Origin of the sequence: Klebsiella sp. SWET4, from assembly GCF_024296565.1 — a bacterium.
Lineage (GTDB): Bacteria > Pseudomonadota > Gammaproteobacteria > Enterobacterales > Enterobacteriaceae > Klebsiella > Klebsiella variicola.
This window is the reverse complement of record NZ_JANCOB010000005.1, coordinates 355,191-371,571: the sequence shown is the minus strand read 5'-3', so window position 1 is coordinate 371,571 and position 16,381 is coordinate 355,191. Positions and strand designations below refer to the sequence as shown.

Below are 16,381 nucleotides of genomic sequence, written 5' to 3'. Positions count from 1 at the left end.
TCCGGAGCAGGACAAATCCGCCGGGAGCGGATTTGAACGTTGCGCAGCAACGGCCCGGAGGGTGGCGGGCAGGACGCCCGCCATAAACTGCCAGGCATCAAACAAGTAACAAGCCCATCCTGCCGGATGGGCTTTTTGCGTTTCAGTGGTCCGGCAACCGTGCCGGCATGTCTCCCCGGTGGCGCTGCGCTTACCGGGGCTACAAACCGGGGCTGACTGGTAGCCCGGACAAGGTGCGCAGCACCGCCTCCGGGGAAACATCCGGCCCGACCGCCGGGTTCGTTAACATCAGTAATACCTATCACATTAATAGGTTATCCTGGAATTGTCCTTATTAATTATATGGATTATCTTCCCTGCGTGATGAATCAACGCATCATCTCTCCCGAGGGAGAAAAATAGAAAGCAACTCGCTTATTTCTCATCCTGTTAACTGGTTATAAAGTCAATGAAAAAACCGCTAATTGGGATTCTGGCTTTCGCTTATGGACTAAGCTTACCTCTGTTTGCTGCTGATACCGCCACATTAACGCTCTCCGGGCGGGTGGTTTCAGAAACCTGCAGTACCGATATCGTCAATAAACAACCTCAGCAGCGTTGCGGAAAGAATACCTATCTTATTGCTTCGCAAAATAGCGTGACGAATGCTCGCGGCGTGATCACGCGGACGGTGAATTTACCGGATGATGCAAGTCGGAAAATAATTATTAGTAGTTACGATTAATATGATCTCTCTATTTCAGCGCCATTTTATTGTGCCTCGGTAAAATAATGGCGCTGCCTCTTCCTCCCGCAAAATAACGCACTTACGATTCAGAAAAAATATTTCCGTGACTGAATACTTCGCTCCCGGATGTATTGTGCCAAACAGTATGCTTCTTCCCTGTTTTTGTCTTAATGAGCTACATCATTAACACTTTGTTAACTTGATCTGGTTTATATGGCGGAAAATTTGTTATACAAAGGGGGATGATTGCCTGTATGGATGCTGCCCGAAATACCTTGCGAGACATATGCAGGTTATCGGCTGGCAATATGAGAATAGAAATGAAAATCCTGCTTAACTGGTCGCCACTGCGCCAGCTCTTCACTTACATTCAGGAGCGCTTTACCTTTCTGGTGCTGCTCTGCTGGCCAGCGATTATCTGGCTGTTCTGCCGGGTCGGCGTATGGCTTATGGATAACGTTTATGAACTGCTGGGGAAATCACCCGCCCAGTCCTTCACCGTTTATCTGCAGCCGTTTATGACCCCCGGCACGCTGCTGCGCATCTCCATCAGCTGGATTGTCTTATTGTTTATCCTGTTTAGTATGGCGATGGCCTTCACCTGGGGTTTACGTCGCTTTATGAATCGCCACAAATAAATCCCTGGGCCGCCGTAAGTCGACGGCCCTTCTTAAGCCCTTACGCCATCTCGCCAATAGTCTTACGAAAACGCAGCAACGCGATAGTAAAGAACACCCCGCCGATAGCCAGCAAGGTTAAGAACTGCGGCCAGACGATGGCAAAGCTGGCGCCACGGTACAGTATCGCCTGCGCCAGACTGACGAAGTGGGTGGTCGGCATGGTCAACATAATATCCTGTACCAGCTGCGGCATACTTTCCCGCGGCGTGGATCCGCCGGAAAGCATCTGTAGCGGCAGCAGCACCAGAATCATCAGCAGCCCCAGCTGCGGCATCGAGCGGGCGAGGGTGCCCATAAAAATGCCGATTGAGGTCGTGGCGAACAGGCTGAGCGCCACCCCCAGCATAAACAGGGGAATCGACCCCTCAATGGGCACCTGCAAAATCCCCTGCACCATCAGTATCAGCGACAACCCGGAGACCACCAGCACCACCAGGCCCATCGACCAGATCTTGGCCATCATGATTTCAAACGGCGTTACTGGCATCACCAACAAGTGCTCTATGGTGCCATGTTCCCGCTCGCGGATCAGCGCCGAACCGGTGAGGACGATCGCCAGCATGGTGATGTTATTGATGATCGCCATCACCGCGCCAAAGCGCTCCTGCTCAAGGTTAGGGTTAAAACGCATCCTTACCGCCAGCTCTACCGGCAGTACGCTGTTATCCCGATAGCGGGCGACAAAACTGTTGACTTCGCCACTGATAATATTCTGGATATAGCCGTTGCCGGTAAAGGCCTGGCTCATGCGCGTGGCGTCGACATTGACCTGGATTTCCGGCTGCCGACCGGCCAGCACATCGCGCTGGAAGTTAGGCGGGATGTTGATGGCGAAAGTGTAGCGCCCGGCATCCAGCCCGGCGTCCATCTCATCAGCGGTGATCAGCTCCGGCTCAAGAAACCAGGGACGGTAGAAAGCGTTAATGATGCGTGAAGAGAGCTGGGATTTATCCATATCAGCAACCGCGATCGGCGCCAGGTGCAGCGAACCGGGCATCACCGTGGCCGAGGAGTACACCGACACGGTAAACGCAAACACGATCAGCGCCAGCATTGCTTTATCGCCGAGCAGGCTGCGCAGCTCTTTGACGCCAAGATTATAAATATTGCGTAATCCGCGCATCATCCCTCCTGTTTCTTCAGCAGCAGCACGCTCAGCCCGAGCACCAGCGGCACCGCAATCAATAGCGGAATGAACGAGCCCCACAAATTGCTGAGATTCAGCGCTTTGGAGAAGGTGCCGCGAGCGATAGTCAGGAAGTGGCTGGTCGGATAAATTTGCCCGATCCAGCGCCCGGGCCCTTCCAGCGACGCCACCGGATCGATCATCCCGGAGAACTGGGTTGCCGGGATCAGCGTAATGATCGCGGTACCGAAGATGGCGGCGATTTGGCTCTTCATAAAGGTTGAGATCAGCAGCCCCAGACCGGTGGCGATGGTGACATACAGCAGCGCCGCCAGGGTCAGCGTCAGGAAGCTGCCCTTATGCGCGACGCCAAAGACAAAGACCGACAGCGCGCACAGCAGGAAGAAGTTAAACATCCCCAGTACGATGTAAGGCAGCTGCTTGCCGAGCAGGAATTCGCTGCGGGTGGTTGGCGTCACGTACAAGTTGATAATCGATCCGAGCTCTTTCTCACGGACTACGCTCAGGGCGCTGAGCATCGCCGGGATCATCATCAGCAGCAGCGGGATCACCGCCGGGACGATGGCCGGCAGGCTCTTCACGTCCGGATTATAGCGATAGCGGGTCTCGATGGAGATGAGCGAGGTATCGCGCTGTGGGCTGCTCTGCCGGGCGGCCATCTCCTGCAGCCAGGCGAGATGCATCGCCTGCACGTAGCCGCGCACGGTTTCCGCGCGGTTGGGCATCGCGCCGTCCACCCAGACGCCGATTTGCACCGGTGTGCCGCGGGCGATATCGCGACCAAAGTTCGGCGGGATCTCTATTGCCACCGCCAGTTCGCCGTCACGCATCCGGCGGTCCAGTTCGTCATAGCTTTGCAGCGGCGCCTGTTCGATAAAGTAGCGTGAACCGGCTATGTTCTGCGACCAGCCCTGGCTGCTGAGGGTTTGATCGCGGTCGAGGACGGCAAAGCGCAGATCCTCAACGTCCATGCTGATCCCATAACCCATGATAAACATCAGGATCACCGTCCCCAGCAGCGCCAGCGTCGATCGCACCGGATCGCGGCGCAGCTCCAGCGCCTCGCGGCGGCTGTAGCTAAACAGGCGGCGTAGACTGAAGGCCTGCCGTGGGGCCGTGTGTTCCGAATGCGATGCGACAGCAGACGTGGGGTCCTCTGGTACTGGAGAGGATGGTTGGGCCTCTTTAAGCCAGGCGATAAATGCCTCTTCGAGGCTGGCGGCTCCGCGCAGCTCGACCAGCGCCTGTGGCGTATCGCTGGCCAGCACCTTGCCAGCGTGCATCAGGGAGATGCGATCGCAGCGTTCCGCCTCATTCATAAAGTGGGTGGAGATAAATATAGTAACGCGATCCTGGCGCGCCAGGTCTACCATCAGCTGCCAGAACATATCGCGCGCCACCGGGTCGACGCCGGAGGTCGGCTCATCGAGGATCAGCATCTCCGGGCGGTGGATGACCGCCACCGCTAACGACAGGCGCTGACGGATCCCCAGCGGCAGATCGGCGGGAAGCGCGTCTTCAACCTCGGTCAGCATAAAGCGCTCGCTCATCTCAGCGACCCGGTGGGCTATTTCGTCGTCCGGGATATGAAACAGGCGGGCGTGCAGCTCGAGGTTTTGCCGAACGCTCAGTTCGCTATAGAGCGAAAAGGCCTGTGACATGTAACCGACCCGCTGGCGGGTGGCGATATCCTTCGGGTCGACCGGCTGGCCGAACAGCCAGGCTTCACCTTCGCTGGCGGGCAGCAGGCCGGTGAGCATCTTCATGGTGGTAGATTTGCCGCAGCCGTTAGATCCAAGGAAGCCAAAGATTTCGCCGCGGGCGATGCGAAAGTTAACGTGGTCGACGGCAACAAAGTTGCCGAAGCGCATGGTCAGGCCGCGCGCTTCGATGGCGATCTCTTCCTCGCGGCTGTCGCGCGGCGGGATAACTACCGTCTTATGCGCTTGACGTTGTGCTTCAGGTAGCAGGGCGATAAACGCCTGCTCCAGGGTCTGGCTGCCGGTCTGGGCTTTGAGCTCCGCGGCGCTGCCAGTCGCCAGCACCTCGCCGGCATTCATCGCCACCAGCCAGTCAAAGCGCTCGGCCTCTTCCATGTAGGCGGTAGCGACCAGCACGCTCATCTCCGGCTGGCGCTGGCGAATACTGTCGATAAGCTCCCAGAACTGCGCCCGGGAAAGCGGGTCGACGCCGGTGGTCGGTTCATCAAGGATCAGCAACTGCGGGTCGTGGATCAGCGCGCAGCACAGGCCGAGCTTTTGCTTCATCCCACCGGAGAGTTTACCGGCGGGGCGATCGCGAAACGGCGCCAGCCCGGTGCTCTGCAGCAGCTCGTTGATTCGCAGTTCGCGCTCGGCTTTATCGTGGCCGAACAGGCGGGCGAAGAAGTCGACGTTTTCATACACCGAGAGGGTGTGATAGAGGTTTTTCCCCAGCCCCTGTGGCATCCACGCGATTTTCGGGCACACGTCGCGGCGGTGATGCACATCACGCATATCGCCGCCAAGCACCATCACGTTACCCTGTTCAATGGCCCGCGCCCCGGCGATCAGCGAGAGCAGGCTCGATTTGCCGACGCCGTCCGGGCCAATCAGACCAACCATACGCCGTGCCGGGATCGCCAGGCTGATATCCCGCAGCGCGATGGTGGCGCCATACTGCTGGCCAACGTTTTCCAGCAGGGCGACGGGGGGCGAGGTATCCTGCGGCGTCAGTTTCATTGCGGCAACCTCACCGTTAGCGCCTCAGGCCAGGGTTGTTGTTTATCCACCCGCACGTAAGCCATGCCGGGCAGGCCGGTTTTGACATATTCCAGATGCTGCGCCAGCAGCTCCGGCGGGATGCGTGCTTTGACGCGGAACATCAGCTTAAGGCGCTCGTCGCTGGTTTCTACCGTTTTCGGCGTGAACTGGGCGACGCTGGCGACAAAGCTGATGTTGGCCGGGATCACCAGATCCGGCGCGGCATCAAGGATCAAGCGCGCTTCGCTGCCGAGCGCCAGCAGGCCAGCCTGTTCGGTTGGCAGAAAGAAGGTCATATAGACATCGGCGAGATCGACCATATTCAGCACCCGGCCACCGGCGGCCAGGACTTCGCCTGGCTCAGCGACGCGATACTGAATGCGGCCATCACGGGGTGCTTTCAGCTCGCTATCGTCAATATCGGCAAGGATCCGCCGTTCGGTCGCCTGGGCGGCTTCGACGCGGGTTTGCGCCTGAATAATGCTGGTGCGGGCAGCTTCGATGGCGGCGCGGGCGGCAGAGACCTGGGCTTTTGCCGATTCCAGCGCCGCGCGGGCGCTCTCTGCTGCCGCGCGGTCGTCATCCAGCTGCTGGGCGGAGACGGCGCCGCGCTGCGACAGGGCATTCGAGCGGACATGGCGTTTCGCCGAGGAATCCAGCTCCGCCTGGCGCTGCTTCACCACTGCTTCGCTGGCGCGCATTTCACTCTGCCGCTGATCGAGCAAGGCTCTGGCGGCGAGCACCGCGCTTTCCGCCTCCTTGATTTGTGCGGCGGCTTCAAGACGCTGCTCGTTCAGTACGCGGGTATCCATCCTCGCGAGGACTTCTCCCTGACGCACAAACTGGCCCTCTTTGACCAAAATCGTGTCGATACGCCCGGCGATTTTACTGGCAATATCGACTTCGGTGGCTTCGATTCGGCCGTTGCTACTGGCAAAACCGTTCGGGAGACCTGGCGGGCGCAGCAGCCACCATGCGGCGGCGGCGAGCACCACCAGTAAGCCGACAAGATACCCTGCCCAACGTTTCTTTATTTTGTCCATACGCGACTCGCTTGATTCCCTTTGCTGAGTGGTGCGCGTGTTTCCTCCGCCGAGCGGAGCGTCCTCCTTGCGAGGGACGAAAAGGTGGGGATAAAGGCCGCTGACGCCGCGCTCTGCCGCGTCGATGCGCAGCCGATCGCTGTGCTACTTATGTGGTCATCATCAGCGATCCTGGCCTTAATGAAACACGCATAGTGAGAGCTACCGTCATCGCGATAGTAACATTCGTGGCGATGTTGTCCATACGAAGTACATGGTCTTGTCGGTGCGTTAACAGAAATACCCACCGTCAGGATAAAACCGCGAAAACAGGGCGCCTGTTTTGTTATCTGGTTGCCCCCCGGTAACTACGATATGATTCCGCTCCTGGCATTGAGAAACATCCGACGAGTGCTTTAATTTCATGAATGAAGAAAGCCAAAAATATATCGCCGTGATTTTTAAGGAATGGCTACCGCTGTATGACAGCTTGACGCCGGACGTCCGTGCATTGCTTAAAAAAATGGCTGATGAGCGATCGTCGATGTTAGCGACCCGCTTTTACGATTTTATTTTTCAGGATCCGGATATCGCCAGGCACCTCTCTTATGAGCTGGTTGAGGAACGTCTGAGCTGCTCTCTGGCGGGATGGGTACAGCAGATCCTGACCTGTGAAAAAGAGGATCTTCAGGCTCTTGCGGAGCGCCAGTATCAGATCGGCAGCATTCATTCGCGGATTGGCATCCCGGCAGAGGCGGTGCTGCGCGGCGCGCGGCAGATAAAATCCGGGCTGGTGGAGGCGATTCGTGACAGCCAGGTCGCGCGGGACACCGGGATAGCGGCTATCCATTACGCGATCATGGCGATGAATATGGCGGTGGAGATGATGTGTCACGCCTATACGCTGTCGCATTATCGGGCTACCAAAAATGAAGAAGCTTTTCGTCTGTACAGCCTGATGGATAACGTCCCGATGGAGTATGGCAAGCAGCAGGCATCGCTTTCGGGTTGGGAAAATAGTGCGATTTTTAATATCGTCAGTGAGAACAGGACGGACCTTAACGCAACGTTATTATCTGAATCCGAATTTGGTTTGTGGTTTCGCCATAAATGCGTTCGCTATTTTAACCACAATCCGCAGATGGGGGAGATTACTGAGTTGATCGGTCAGGTGGATGCGCTGATTACCGAATGGCGTACCGCGGAACAGGATGCTGGTTATAAAAATACTCAGAGCCTGCTACAAAAGATCCATATCCATTGCCAGCACATCAGCAGCCAGCTGGGGGTATTGTTCAGTAGTCTGTCGCAGATGCAAAACGGCAAAGACGCACTGACCAGCCTGCTTAACCGTCGCTATCTGCCGGTGGTGCTCAAGCATGAAGTCACCCTGGCGATTGAGTATGACCTGCCGCTGACGGTAGCGATTATCGATATTGATTTCTTTAAAGAGATCAATGACAAATGGGGCCATATGGTCGGCGACCGCGCCATTAAGCACGTAGCCGATCTGCTCAGCGATAATATTCGCTCCAGCGACTATCTCTTCCGCTACGGCGGCGAGGAGTTTCTGCTGGTGCTGGTGGAGACCCGCGCGGCAGAGGCTTTCCCTCTCCTTGAACGTCTGCGCAAAAAGATTGGCCAGCTGGCGTTTAACGTTGGCGGCGACACGCAGATCCCCATCACCGCCAGCATTGGCTTTGCCGCCCACACCGGTCACCCCGATTACAACCTGCTGCTGCGCGACGCCGATAACGCGCTGTATGCCGCCAAGCGCGAGGGGCGCAACTGCGTGAAGATGCACAAAGGCGGGGGATAAAACCGCAGCCCCGGTAAGCGTAGCGCGACCTGGGAAGGGCTCTGAAACTCAGAACAGCACCGGCAGCCCCAGCCCGCGCTTCACCTCATGCAGCGTCTGCTGCGTGAGCTGGTGGGCACGTTCGCTGCCCTGGCGCAGCAGCTCAAGCAGCATCCCTTTATCCTGAATATAGGTAGCCCGGCGTTCGCGGATCGGCGCCAGTAGTTCCTGCAAGCAGGTTTCCAGTTCATTCTTACACTGGCGATCGCCCAGCCCGCCGCGCTGATAGTGGGCTTTCATCTCTGCCACCAGCGCCTTATCGCTATGGAAAGCGTCGAGATAGGTGAACACCACGTTGCCGTCGACATGTCCCGGATCGCTGACTCTCAGGTGCGTCGGGTCGGTATACATCGCGCTGACCGCGCGGTGGATCTCCTCTTCACTGGCCGATAACGTCAGCGTATTGCCCAGCGATTTCGACATTTTGGCATTACCGTCGACGCCCGGCAGGCGGCTCACTTCGCTGAGTAGCGCCTTGCAGTGGCGCAGCACCGGCTCGCCGGTGAGGCTATTCATCTTGTGGACGATCTCGTTGGTCTGCTCAATCATCGGTAGCTGATCGTCACCCACCGGCACCAGCTCGGCCTTGAAGGCGGTGATATCGGCCGCCTGGCTAATCGGATAGGCAAGAAAGCCCACTGGCAGCGAACGGGCGAATCCCTTTTGGGCAATCTCATTTTTGACTGTCGGATTACGTTCCACGCGGGCGACGGTGACGATATTCATATACAGCGCGCTGAGCTCCGCCAGCGCGGGCAGAGCGGACTGCAGGCAAATAGTGGTGAGCCTGGGGTCGATGCCGACGGCCAGATAATCGGCCATGACTTCGAGGATATGGTGGCTGATTTTTTGTGGGTTGCTGCCGTTATCGGTGAGCCCTTGCAGGTCGGCGATCAGGATAAACTGCTGGTGGTCGTGCTGCAGCGCGACGCGCTGGCGTAGCGAGCCGACGTAGTGGCCAAGGTGCAGCTGGCCGGTCGGGCGGTCGCCGGTGAGGATGGTTTGCGAATGGTTCATCAGGGACTCCTTATCAGACTGTTCAGCCGAAAGACGTCCTGAAAACACCAAAGCCGCCTTCCGGCGGCTTTGAAAATGGAAACGTGTATCGTGCCGCCTGTTATGCAGGCAGCCACCAACGACGGGGATAGGTAACGATCGCGTTTCTGTTCATAGGGAGTATCCTGCCACGGAAGGGGCTGGAGGCGCAATCAAAAATCACATACTTTTCCTGATGTTATTTATGTGTTTGTTTTTCGGTAAATGACGAAGCGGGAAAAATATATTTTCTCTGCGACCCGATCATTATTCTGGAACAACAAACTATGTTGCATGTTTTTTGTGAAAAAGCTCACGTCACAGGATTATAGTATTATTATCCATATTTATAGCTGGATATTACCTGTCTGCTGTTACGGCTTGTGTTTATTCTCTTCTAAATTATTAACATTATTACAATTTATATCTCTTTTCCGCTTTGCGTCATACCCCTGTCTGACTACAACGTATTGAGGCTAATTATTATGCATAAACGTCTGGTCGTTAATATTTTTTCATCATTGCTGTTGGGGGCTGCGCTTATTTCCGCGCCGGTATATGCGGCGGAAAAAACCGTAGTCAATATTTCAAAAGTGGATGGCATGCCATGGTTTAACCGGATGGGTGAAGGGGTCGTCCAGGCCGGGAAAGAGTTTAACCTCAACGCCTCCCAGGTAGGGCCGTCCAGCACCGATGCGCCGCAGCAGGTGAAAATTATTGAGGACCTGATTGCACGTAAAGTGGATGCCATCACTATCGTGCCTAACGATGCCAACGTGCTGGAGCCGGTATTCAAAAAAGCCCGTGACGCCGGCATCGTCGTGCTGACCAACGAATCGCCCGGGCAGCCGAGCGCCAACTGGGATGTGGAGATCATCGATAACGAGAAGTTCGCCGCTGAATACGTGGAGCATATGGCCAAGCGGATGGGTGGCAAAGGCGGCTACGTTATCTATGTGGGTAGCCTTACGGTACCGCAGCACAACCTGTGGGCAGATCTGCTGGTGAAATACCAAAAAGAACATTACCCGGACATGCATGAAGTCACCCGCCGAATGCCGGTGGCGGAAAGTGTTGATGATTCCCGCCGTACCACGCTTGATCTAATGAAAACTTACCCGGATCTGAAAGCGGTGGTCTCTTTTGGTTCGAATGGCCCAATTGGCGCGGGGCGCGCGGTGAAAGAGAAGCGTGCGAAAAACAAAGTCGCGGTCTACGGGATGATGATCCCATCGCAGGCGGCTTCTCTTATTAAGAGCGGCGATATTACTGAAGGGATCACCTACGATCCGGCGACAGCCGGCTATGCCCTCGCGGCGGTCGCCAGCACCCTGCTGAACGGCAAAACCATTGAGCCGGGCTTCGAACTGAAAGAACTCGGTAAAGCGGATGTCGATAGCGACAAGCATATTATCCGCTTCCATAAAGTGCTGTTGGTGAATAAAGACAATATTGATTCGCTCTACTAATCCACCTTCCGGGGCGCCTGCCGCCCCGGCTTAACCAGCCAGGGGATGCTATGGAACCTTTCCTTTCCCTTCGACACGTCAGCAAAACCTTCCACGCCAACCGCGCGCTCAATGATATCAGCCTCGACTTTATGCCCGGGGAAGTGCACTGCCTGGCCGGGCAGAACGGTTGCGGGAAGTCGACGTTGATCAAAATTATCTCTGGCGTCTATCGCCCGGATGAGGGCGCAGCGATGACGCTGGGCGGCAAGACGTGGCCCAAACTAACGCCAGCGGCCTCTGTCGCCCATGGGATCCAGGTGATTTATCAGGATCTGTCGCTGTTTCCCAATCTCAGCGTGTGGGAGAACATTGCCATTAACCACTATCATCGCGGCGTGCTGGTGAGGCGCAGCGAGCTGCGGCGCTGTGCGGAGCAGGCGATGCGCAGTATTAACGTCTCGCTGCCGCTGGATGCCGCTGTGGAGTCGCTCTCCATCGCCCGCTGTCAGCTGGTGGCTATCTGCCGCGCGCTGGCGCAGGATGCCCGGCTTATCATTATGGATGAACCCACGGCCTCATTGACCCATCAGGAAGTGGAAGGACTACTGCATGTGGTGCGCCAATTGCGTGAGAGGGGGATCTGCGTCGTCTTCGTTAGCCACCGTCTGGAAGAGGTCATGGCCGTATCGGACCGCATCAGCGTGCTGAAGGATGGCAATCTGGTTGGTACCTTGCCGGCGGCTGAGGTGACCACCCGACGGCTCGGTTTTCTGATGACGGGCCAGGAGTTTGACTATCAGGTGCGCGATCTGTGGCAGGGGAAGGGCAGCACGCCGGTGCTGGAGGTGCGCAATCTCTGTCGCAAAGGGGAATATCACAACGTCTCCCTGAAGGTCGAAGCCGGAGAAGTGGTGTCGATAGTCGGCCTGTTGGGCGCCGGGCGAACAGAGCTGTGCCTGAGCCTTTTCGGCATGACCCGCCCCGACAGCGGCGAGATCCTGATAAATGGCCAGCCGGTGCGGTTGCGCAGCAACCAGGATGCTATCCGCCACGGTATTGGCTATGTCTCTGAGGACCGTATGTCGCGCGGCCTGGTGATGAGCCAGTCGATTGAAAACAACATCATCAGCACGGTGTTTCATAAAGTGAAAGGCGCTTGTGGGCTATTGAGTGACAGTAAAGCTCAGCAACTGGTCGCAAGAATGGTCAACGCGTTGACCATTAAGGCGCCGGATACGCATCTGCCGGTGAATACCCTCTCCGGCGGCAATGCCCAGCGCGTCTCTATCGCCAAATGGCTGGCGATCTCGCCTAAGCTGCTGATCCTCGATAGCCCAACCGTGGGGGTGGATATCGCAAACAAAGCCGGGATCTATCATATCATCAGCGATTTAGCGGCCCATGGCATCGCCGTGCTGATGATTTGCGACGAGATCGAAGAGGCGTGGTACCAGAGTCATCGCATCCTGGTGATGAAGCAGGGCGAGCTAACCCATAACTTCCTGCCGGACAGCAGTACCCAGCAGCAGATAGCGGAGGTGGTCAATGGCTAATCTGTTGAAACAACATGAATTCTGGTTAGGTATGTTTATTATTGCACTGTGCCTGCTGCTGGGCTGGCGCAGTGAGGAATTTTTCACTTTCGGCAATCTTTACGACCTCGCTAATAACTATGCGATGCTGACCATTCTCGCCTGTGGTCTGTTCGTGGTGCTGATCGCCGGCGGGATTGATATCTCCTTCCCGGCTATGACCATTATCGCCCAGTACGGCATGGTGGTGATGCTGCAAAAAGTAAGCGGCAACTTCGCGGTGGCTTTTGTGCTTGCCGGCGGCATCGGCGTGCTGCTGGGGCTGGTGAACGCGCTGTTGGTTAATCGTCTGCGGGTCCCCTCGATCATTATCACCATTTCTACGCTCAATATTTTCTACGGTTTGCTGCTGTGGTTAAGCAAAGGCGTCTGGCTCTACGACTTCCCCCCGTGGTTTGAAAAGGGGGTCATGCTGTTCAAATATACCGATGCCGATGGTTACGATTACGGCCTGGGGCTGCCGCTGCTGACGATGATCGCCGTGGTGCTGTTGACCGCGTTTATCATGAATTTCACCACCGTTGGCCGCAAGATCTATGCCATGGGGGGCAACCGGGAATCCGCCAGCCGCGTCGGCTTCAGCGTGCTCCGCCTGCAGCTGTTCGTTTATGGCTATATGGGGCTAATGTCGGGGGCCGCAGGTGTCGTGCAGGCGTGGACAGTGATGACCGTTGCGCCGGATTCACTGCTGGGCTATGAGCTGACGGTGCTGGCGGCGGTGGTGCTGGGCGGCACCAGCCTGATTGGCGGGCACGGAACTCTCACCGGTACGCTGCTGGGGGTGATTTTACTGGCGGTGATGCAGAACGGCCTGAACCTGCTGGGGGTCTCCTCCTACTGGCAGACCCTGATCACCGGGGCGATCATCGTCGTCAGCATCAGCGTAACGGCATGGAGCCAGCATCAGAACCGGAGCTTGTTATGAAAAAATCGTGGCGCAACAACGTTGAGTTTTACCTGATCGGCCTGCTGCTGCTGACGGTTATCGCCTTTAGCATCGCCATGCCAAACATCTTCTGGTCTGTCAGCAATTTCCAGTCGATTGCCTCGCAAATGCCGGTGTTGGGGATCCTGGCGCTGGCGATGGCCATGACCATGCTTTGCGGCGGCATTAATCTGTCCATTATCGCGACGGCCAACGCCTGTTCGCTGGTGATGGCTTGGGTAGCGACGAGCTATCCGCCGGGTGGCGCCACTGCGCTGGCGACGCTGTTGGCCGGCGGAGGGGCGGCGATGATCATTGGTCTGTGCAACGGGATACTGATTGCCGGGATCCGCGTTTCGCCGATCCTGGCTACCCTTGGCATGATGACCCTGCTTAAGGGGATCAATATTCTGATCACCGGCGGCAGCGCTATCGCTAACTATCCGCAGTGGGTGCTGTGGCTGAATCACGCTCAGTGGTTCGGTATTCCGCTGCCAATGTGGCTTTTTGCGGTGGTGGCGTTTGGGCTGTGGGTGCTGCTGGAGAAAAGCCCGCTGGGTCGGGCGATCATGTTGATCGGATCCAACGAGCGGGCGACCCATTATTCCGGGATCAATACCCGACGGGTATTAATGTGGGTATATGCCATCTCGGCCCTGCTCTGCGCGGTGGCGGCGTTTCTGATGATGTCGAAGCTGAACTCAGCCAAAGCGTCTTATGGAGAATCGTATCTGCTGGTGTCGATCCTCGCGGCGGTGCTCGGCGGCGTGAATCCGGATGGCGGCAGCGGGCGCATCGTCGGGATGGTGCTCGCGCTGTTCCTGCTGCAGATCATTGAGAGTGGGTTCAATATCCTCGGGATCAGCCCCTATCTGACGATGGCGCTGTGGGGCGTATTGCTGCTGTGCTTTATCCAGGCGCGAGGCATGCTGGGACTGGAGAGAGTTGGGTAAATGACCCGTCCTCGGGGGGCGAAGACGGGGTAGTCAGTTATTCGCTACGCAGATGCACCGCCAGGCCGCTTTGCCCCGGCGCCAGCTCCGGGCGCAGCGTCAGCGACGGGATCAGATAATCGCCATGATTCTGCCGGCGGAATGGAATGGGCTCGGTTTGCCACAGCGTGTCCAGCCGCTCGGCAAGCGTAGCGCACTGGTCGGCGAATTGCCCGGCATCGGTTTTATCCGTGCGGTAGAACACCAGCGGCGGAAGCACCTCAAAGCCGGGATAGAACAGCATACCGTGCTGAATGGGGAACAGGATGTCGTCGATGGGGCCATTGATCCCGCGCGGTGAATAGTGTTCCGCCCAGCCGCCGGCGGTGACGATCAGCATCGCCCGTTTGCCGACGAAGGTGCCTTCCCCATAGCGATCGCCCCAGTGGCGGTCGCTGTGCTCGCCGACGCCATAGGCAAAGCCCCAGGCGTACACCCGGTCGATCCAGCCCTTCATGATGGCGGGCATTGAGAACCACCACAGCGGGAACTGGAAAATCACCGTATCGGCCCACAGCAGCTTTTCCTGCTCGGCTGCGATATCCGCACTTTGGGTGCCCTGGGCAAAGGCCTGTTTGGAATCGAGGGTCGGCCGCCAGAACTCGCCGACCGGCGGGGCGCCGCTGTCATCGGCGTCATACCCGGCCTTCCAGCGCATGGCGTAGAGATCGGAGACTTGCACTTCATGCCCGGCCTGCTGCAGATGGCGGACGGCAAAATTTTTCAGCGCGCCATTAAGCGAGCGCGGTTCCGGATGGGCGTAAATCAGCAGTACTTTCATAACATCACCTCTGGCGTATGGAGAGCTGCAGAGTAGGAAAGCTGGCGCTATAGTAGAAATTAATTACTTAAATTCCAGGTATAGCCGTGCTTAATTTACATCGTCTGGATCTTAATCTGCTGCGCACGCTCGACGTGCTGCTAAGCGAAAATAACGTTACCCGGGCGGCGCAGCGGCTGAATCTGTCGCAGCCCTCGGTGAGCATTCAGCTCGCCAGGCTGCGGGAGATTTTCGCCGACCCGCTGCTGATGCCGGGTCCGCGCGGCATGCAGCCCACCGCCCGCGCCGATGAACTTCGCCAGCCGCTGCGCGCAGCGCTAGCCGCACTGGAGCAGGCGGTGGCGCCGGTGGCGCCTTTTGATCCGGCGACGGCGGCGGAGACCTGGCGGGTGGCAGCGACGGACTATATGGCCTCGGCGATCCTCCTGCCGATGCTGGGCAGGCTACGGCTGGCCTCTCCCGGCAGTCGGCTGGCGGTGTTCGAGCTACAGCCGGCGCGGCTGGAGCAGCAGGCGGCCAGCGATACAGTAGATCTCTTCTTTCATACCCGCGAGGGCGCGCCGCCGGGGCTACATCAGCGCCTGCTGTTTCGCGAACGCTATGTGCTGGCAGGCCGGGCGGAGCATTCGGCGCTGCGGCCTGGGCTTAGCCTGGAAACGTTCTGTCAGCTGGAGCACGTGATCGTCTCCCCGGACGGGGGCGGCTTCAGCGCGGCGACCGATACCGCGCTGGCGAATCTTGGCCTGGCGCGGCGGGTTGTCCTTTCCGTGCCACATTTCCTGTTTATGCTGGAGACCCTGCGCAATAGCGATCTGGTGGCGGTGCTGCCGGAGCGGCTGGTGCGCGGGCAGAGCGGGCTGGAAGTCGTCGAGCCGCCGCTGGCGGTCGCCGGCTTTGAGATGCTGATGCTGTGGCACGAGCGCTGGCACCGCGACCCGGCGCATCAATGGCTGCGCCAGTTCATCGTGAATTCACTGGAGGAACAGACATGCTGAGTGGACTGAATCACCTGACCCTGGCAGTCAGCCAGCTGGCGCCGAGCGTGGCGTTTTATCAGCAGCTGCTGGGCATGACGCTGCACGCCCGCTGGGACAGTGGCGCCTATCTCTCCTGCGGCGATCTGTGGCTGTGCCTGTCGCTGGATCCGCAGCGGCGCATCACCCCGCCGGAAGAGAGCGACTACACCCATTATGCGTTTAGCATTAGCGAGGCGGATTTCGCCAGCTTCGCCGCCCGCCTGGAGGTTGCCGGCGTGGCGGTCTGGAAGCTAAACCGCAGCGAAGGCGCCTCGCACTATTTCCTCGATCCCGATGGCCACAAGCTGGAGCTGCACGTCGGCAGTCTCGACCAGCGGCTGGCCGCCTGCCGTGAGCAGCCGTATAAGGGAATGGTGTTTTTTGACCAGTGAAGCTGATTTGCGGACGCGGGGT

Annotated in this window: 14 protein-coding genes; 9 read left to right on the top strand and 5 right to left on the bottom strand. The window is 57.8% G+C overall.

Translation table 11 applies throughout. The features are described 5' to 3' along the window. The first annotated feature begins 448 nt into the window (after nt 1-448). Complete coding sequence (locus NKJ21_RS14930) at nt 449-724, top strand: DUF2574 family protein (protein WP_012542998.1); 276 nt, start codon at nt 449-451, stop codon at nt 722-724. A gap of 323 nt (nt 725-1,047) precedes the next feature. Beyond that, nucleotides 1,048-1,365 carry a hypothetical protein gene (locus NKJ21_RS14925; protein WP_012969041.1) on the top strand — a complete coding sequence of 106 codons (318 nt, stop codon included), beginning with the start codon at nt 1,048-1,050 and terminating at the stop codon, nt 1,363-1,365. 40 nt (nt 1,366-1,405) lie between these two features. Here the strand turns inward: NKJ21_RS14925 and NKJ21_RS14920 are convergent, their stop codons facing one another. Genes NKJ21_RS14920 through NKJ21_RS14910 form a run of 3 tightly spaced genes read right to left on the bottom strand, consistent with a single transcriptional unit; the run spans nt 1,406 to nt 6,338 of the window. After that, the gene (locus tag NKJ21_RS14920) at nt 1,406-2,530 is read right to left on the bottom strand and encodes an ABC transporter permease (RefSeq protein ID WP_012542996.1); all 1,125 of its coding nucleotides are present in this window, start codon (nt 2,528-2,530) and stop codon (nt 1,406-1,408) included. Next, nucleotides 2,530-5,274 (bottom strand): ribosome-associated ATPase/putative transporter RbbA, encoded by a 2,745-nt coding sequence (rbbA, locus tag NKJ21_RS14915; RefSeq protein WP_239270605.1) that lies wholly within the window; start codon nt 5,272-5,274, stop codon nt 2,530-2,532. Before rbbA ends, NKJ21_RS14920 begins: the two co-directional genes overlap by 1 nt. Beyond that, entirely contained in the window at nt 5,271-6,338 is a 1,068-nt protein-coding gene (locus tag NKJ21_RS14910; RefSeq protein ID WP_084441650.1) for an HlyD family secretion protein, read from the bottom strand. Before NKJ21_RS14910 ends, rbbA begins: the two co-directional genes overlap by 4 nt. Nucleotides 6,339-6,741: 403 nt before the next feature. On the opposite strand from NKJ21_RS14910, the gene NKJ21_RS14905 reads away from it, so the two are divergent. Beyond that, on the top strand, nt 6,742-8,136 hold the full coding sequence (locus NKJ21_RS14905) for a diguanylate cyclase (RefSeq protein WP_254732961.1): 1,395 nt from the start codon (nt 6,742-6,744) through the stop codon (nt 8,134-8,136). Between the two features lie 48 nt (nt 8,137-8,184). Here the strand turns inward: NKJ21_RS14905 and trpS are convergent, their stop codons facing one another. Further along, entirely contained in the window at nt 8,185-9,192 is a 1,008-nt protein-coding gene (trpS, locus tag NKJ21_RS14900; protein ID WP_032740388.1) for a tryptophan--tRNA ligase, read from the bottom strand. Nucleotides 9,193-9,695: 503 nt separating this feature from the next. Between trpS and NKJ21_RS14895 the strand changes: the two genes are divergently transcribed. The 4 genes from NKJ21_RS14895 to NKJ21_RS14880 are packed head-to-tail and all read left to right on the top strand — an operon-like array spanning nt 9,696 to nt 14,131. Further along, nucleotides 9,696-10,679 carry an autoinducer 2 ABC transporter substrate-binding protein gene (locus NKJ21_RS14895; protein WP_008807607.1) on the top strand — a complete coding sequence of 328 codons (984 nt, stop codon included), beginning with the start codon at nt 9,696-9,698 and terminating at the stop codon, nt 10,677-10,679. Nucleotides 10,680-10,729: 50 nt separating this feature from the next. Continuing rightward, nucleotides 10,730-12,214 carry a sugar ABC transporter ATP-binding protein gene (locus NKJ21_RS14890; RefSeq protein WP_117119604.1) on the top strand — a complete coding sequence of 495 codons (1,485 nt, stop codon included), beginning with the start codon at nt 10,730-10,732 and terminating at the stop codon, nt 12,212-12,214. Then, nucleotides 12,207-13,178: an ABC transporter permease gene (locus tag NKJ21_RS14885; RefSeq protein ID WP_239270606.1), complete on the top strand. Its 972-nt coding sequence runs from the start codon at nt 12,207-12,209 to the stop codon at nt 13,176-13,178. Before NKJ21_RS14890 ends, NKJ21_RS14885 begins: the two co-directional genes overlap by 8 nt. Next, on the top strand, nt 13,175-14,131 hold the full coding sequence (locus NKJ21_RS14880; RefSeq protein ID WP_239270607.1) for an ABC transporter permease: 957 nt from the start codon (nt 13,175-13,177) through the stop codon (nt 14,129-14,131). Before NKJ21_RS14885 ends, NKJ21_RS14880 begins: the two co-directional genes overlap by 4 nt. 37 nt (nt 14,132-14,168) lie before the next feature. Here NKJ21_RS14880 and NKJ21_RS14875 read toward each other — a convergent pair whose 3' ends face one another. After that, complete coding sequence (locus NKJ21_RS14875) at nt 14,169-14,951, bottom strand: NAD(P)H-dependent oxidoreductase (RefSeq protein WP_016160218.1); 783 nt, start codon at nt 14,949-14,951, stop codon at nt 14,169-14,171. An 86-nt stretch (nt 14,952-15,037) separates the two neighbouring features. Between NKJ21_RS14875 and NKJ21_RS14870 the strand changes: the two genes are divergently transcribed. Both NKJ21_RS14870 and fosA read left to right on the top strand, forming a co-directional pair. Continuing rightward, complete coding sequence (locus tag NKJ21_RS14870; protein WP_254732959.1) at nt 15,038-15,946, top strand: LysR family transcriptional regulator; 909 nt, start codon at nt 15,038-15,040, stop codon at nt 15,944-15,946. Continuing rightward, entirely contained in the window at nt 15,940-16,359 is a 420-nt protein-coding gene (fosA, locus tag NKJ21_RS14865) for a FosA5 family fosfomycin resistance glutathione transferase (protein ID WP_032740393.1), read from the top strand. Before NKJ21_RS14870 ends, fosA begins: the two co-directional genes overlap by 7 nt. The last annotated feature ends 22 nt before the right edge of the window (nt 16,360-16,381 follow it).